4 protein-coding genes are annotated in these 3,816 nt (G+C 65.9%); 1 reads left to right on the top strand and 3 read right to left on the bottom strand.

The genetic code is table 11. From position 1 onward, the window contains the following. Window positions 1-7 precede the first annotated feature (7 nt). The 3 genes from VEG08_13650 to VEG08_13640 form a co-directional block, all read right to left on the bottom strand. The gene (locus VEG08_13650; protein HXZ29032.1) at window positions 8-400 is read right to left on the bottom strand and encodes a hypothetical protein; all 393 of its coding nucleotides are present in this window, start codon (window positions 398-400) and stop codon (window positions 8-10) included. A 113-nt stretch (window positions 401-513) separates the two neighbouring features. After that, complete coding sequence (locus VEG08_13645) at window positions 514-1,548, bottom strand: aldo/keto reductase (protein HXZ29031.1); 1,035 nt, start codon at window positions 1,546-1,548, stop codon at window positions 514-516. Between the two features lie 109 nt (window positions 1,549-1,657). After that, window positions 1,658-2,149 carry a hypothetical protein gene (locus VEG08_13640; protein HXZ29030.1) on the bottom strand — a complete coding sequence of 164 codons (492 nt, stop codon included), beginning with the start codon at window positions 2,147-2,149 and terminating at the stop codon, window positions 1,658-1,660. A gap of 116 nt (window positions 2,150-2,265) precedes the next feature. On the opposite strand from VEG08_13640, the gene alaS reads away from it, so the two are divergent. After that, window positions 2,266-3,816, top strand: a 1,551-nt coding sequence (alaS, locus tag VEG08_13635; GenBank protein HXZ29029.1) for an alanine--tRNA ligase, incomplete at its 3' end; no start/stop codon positions are given.

Genomic DNA, 3,816 nt, shown 5'->3' with positions numbered 1-3,816 from the left:
CCATTCTTCATTTTGCATTCTTCCCGTCCACCTTCAGTGGAATGTCGTACTGCGCGTGGCAGTCGACGGCCGGGTCGTAGCTCTGGGTCACCTTCTGGTCCTGGTAGCGGATGTCGAAGACCATGGGTTTCTTGATCTGCTCGGGCAACTTGACGAAGCGAGCTCTGCCAGCGGCGGTAGTGCCCACCTCCAATTCCAGCTTGCGCTTGCTCCAGAAGCCGTAGCGGATCAGGGTGTGGATCTTGGCGTCGTAGAGCCCATTGCCGGCGAGGTCGGTGACGTGGAAGTCGACGCTGCAGGAGCCCAGGTCGGCCGAGATCTCGGTGGGAGGCTGGGGCGGCGGTGCCTGTGCGAAGGTGAGGGCGGAAGCGAGCAGAAGAAGCAATCCCAGATTTCGCATCCCTCTATGCTAGCGCAAACCGATTTCAGATTTCAGATTTGAGATTGCAGATTGAGTGTCGCATTACGACCCATTCTTGAATCTTCAATCTACAATCTGAAATCTGCAATCCCCTAGGCCCATCTCCGGAAGAACAGCGCCTGCCGGGCGATGGGCTCGGTCTTGGCGGCCAGCGCCGCCATCTGGCTCTCGTTCAGAGGCGTGAAGGCGCGCGCCAGCGCCACGTTCTCCTCGAGCTGCGCTACGGTGTCGCAGCCGATGATGACGGTCGAGACCGGCAGGGAGAGCACGTAGTAGAGCGCCTCGCCCATGGCCAGCGTCCCCGGCTTCATTCCTTCGGGGAACTTGTAGGGGGTGGTGGCGGTGGCGGGCGAGGCCAGGATGCGCCCGCGCGCCGGGATCTTCATGCCCACGATGCCCATGCCCCGCTCCACCGCCAGCGGCAGCAGCTTCTCGCGGAAGCTGAGGTGGTGAGGATCGGCGGCGTTCACCGCCATCAGGATGTTGTCGAAGGGGAAGCGGCGGATGGCCTCCATCAGCACCTCGGGGTCGGTGTGCCCGGTGATGCCCAGGAAGCGCACTTGCTTCTGCTCGCGGGCCTGCTGCATGGCTTCGATGGCGCCACCCTTGGCGAAGATGCGCTCGATGTCGTCCATGCTGTCCAGGTGGTGGAGCTGCCACAGGTCCACGTGGTCGGTCTGCAGCAGGCTGAGGGACTGATCGAGCAGGCGCAGCGAGCCGTCGCGGCTGCGGTCGTGGGTCTTGGTGGCGAGGAAGGTCTCCTGGCGGCGGCGCTTCATGACCTGGCCGATGTAGCCCTGGCTGACGCCGCGGCCGTACATGGCGGCGGTGTCGAGGTAGTTCACGCCCAGGTCGAGCGCGCGCTCCACGATGGCCACGGCCACCTCTTGGTTGTTGGGCTGCTCGATGGCGGCCTGCCCGCCCAGGCTGAAGAGGCCCACGCGGTAGCCGGTCTTGCCCAGGTTGCGGGTGGGCAGCGAGGCCGGGGTGGCGGGATTGAAGGGCAGCGGCGGAGCGGCCAATGCGCCGCTGGGCAGCGCGGCCCCGGCCAGCAGCGCGGCGGTGGCGCTGCCGCCCATCTTCAGGAAGTCACGACGGTCCAGGCCCGGCTTCTTGTCGTCGCCCATGGGAGCCTCCCGCGGCCCGCGCCGGGCGGGCCACTGCCGAAGAGTATGCTCCCGGGTGCGGGAGCGTGCCAGCCCATTCATCACATCGCTGGGTGACTTGGGAGCGAGGCTACTGGGCGGCCCGGGCGGTGGGCTCGATGGCGTCCTGGACGGCCTTCAGGTCGGTGAGGATCTCGTCCACGTCCAGGCCCTTGGTGGTCACCTCCACCCGCTCGAAGAGGTCGCCGTCCTCGTCGATGCCCACCTTCACCCGCTCCAGGTCGTGGTTCAGGCGCAACAGCCCGGTGAGCATCTCCGGCGTGGGGCTGAGAGCGTCCTTCTTCTTGATGACCACGCCCATCACCAGGATGTCGGGCGTGGCCGTCATCAGGATCTGGCAATCGGCCACCAGCTTGGAGTCGCAGGTGGCGAACCAGAAGCGGTCCTGCACCTTGCGGTACTTCAGCCCCGAGCGCCCCAGGGCCTGGTCCATCAGGGCCTGCAGCTCAGGACTGGGCGCGGCAGGCTGCGCCTGGGGAGGCCCGGCCACGGCCGCGGGGCCGCCCAGCGTCACTAACAGCAGGAGAATGGAAAGAGTTCGCGTCGCGGGAAGGATGCGCATGATCGCTCCTCGGTGAGAACGAGCCAGTATCTCACAAGGACAGACGTCAGACCTCTGACCTCAGACGTCAGCAGGAAGGGCCGTCGCCTCGCCTGCCCTGCTAGAATGACGGCGGAATCCCCATGCTGAGCGGCTCCGAGATCCGCGAGATGTTCCTGCGCTACTTCGCCGAGCGCGGGCACCAGCGCGTGCATTCCTCCTCGCTGGTGCCGGTGAACGATCCCACGCTGCTGTTCACCAACGCCGGCATGAACCAGTTCAAGGACGTCTTCCTGGGGCTGGAGAAGCGCAGCTACGCGCGCGCCTGCTCCTCGCAGAAGTGCGTGCGCGCCGGAGGCAAGCACAACGACCTGGAGAACGTGGGCTTCACGAACCGACACCACACCTTTTTCGAGATGCTGGGCAACTTCTCGTTCGGCGACTACTTCAAGCGCGAGGCCATCGCCTTCGCCTGGGAACTGGTCACCTCCAAAGACTGGTACGGCATCCCCAAGGAGAAGCTCTTCGCCACTATCTTCCAGGGCGAGGCGGGCGTGCCGCGCGACCAGGAGGCCTACGGCTTCTGGATCGAGCAGGGCGTGGCGAAGGACCGCATCTTCGAGTTCGGCCTGAAGGACAACTTCTGGCAGATGGGCGACACCGGGCCCTGCGGGCCCTGCTCGGAGCTGCACTACGACATGGGCCCCGCGGCCTCGGACCAGGGGCACACCGACTGCCAGTTCGGCTGCGAGTGCGGCCGCTACATCGAGATCTGGAACCTGGTCTTCATGCAGTACAACCGGACAGCGTCGCAGACGATAGATGTCAAGACCGGCCAGACGACCTATTCGAACTTCGAACTTGAGCCTCTCCCCAAGCCCTGCGTGGATACGGGCGCCGGGCTGGAGCGATTGGCCGCCGTGCTGCAAGATAAAGTCTCGAACTACGACACCGACTTCTTCGTCCCCTTGATGAAGCGGGCGGCGGAATTGACCGGGGTGTCGCTGGAAAAGGAGTTGCAGAAGGAGTCGGGGAGCCGGGGCGCGGCCTCGCTGCGAGTGATCGCCGACCACGCCCGCGCGACGACCTTCCTCGTGTCCGACGGCGTGGTGCCCTCGAACGAGGGCCGCGGGTACGTGCTCAGGAAGATCATGCGCCGCGCCATCCGCCACGGGCGGCTGCTGGGACAGGAGAAGCCCTTCCTCGCCGAGATGGTCTTCGCCGTCCGCGACCTGATGAAGGATGCCTACCCCGAGCTGGCAGACTCGGCCGAGCGCGTGGCGGCGGTCGTGCGCAGCGAAGAGAAGCGCTTCGCCCACACGGTGAACGTCGGACTGGCCGAACTGGAAGAGGCCATCGAGGAAGGCTGGCGCGCGGCCATCGAGCGCGCCGCGGGCAAGTTCGCGAAAGAACGAGGCGTCGACAATGAGCAGGTCCTGAGGATCCAGGACGTGGTGGTGAACCGTTGGCAGGACCTGCTGCCCACGGCCTCGGAGGAAGCGCGGCGCCAGGCCGCGCGCGAGATCGTGGGCAAGGAGCTGGCCGCCGATTTGCTGCCGGTCCTCCCCACCACCTATCGCTTCAGCGGGCAGGATGCCTTCCATCTTTACGAGACCTTCGGGCTGCCGCTCGACTTCATCCAGGACGCGGTGCGCGACGCCGGCCTCAACTTCGACCAGGCGGGCTTC

The organism is Terriglobales bacterium, from assembly GCA_035624475.1.
Lineage (GTDB): Bacteria > Acidobacteriota > Terriglobia > Terriglobales > Acidobacteriaceae > DASPRL01.
The sequence above is the reverse complement of the archived record's forward strand: the minus strand, read 5'-3'. Positions and strand labels throughout refer to the sequence as shown.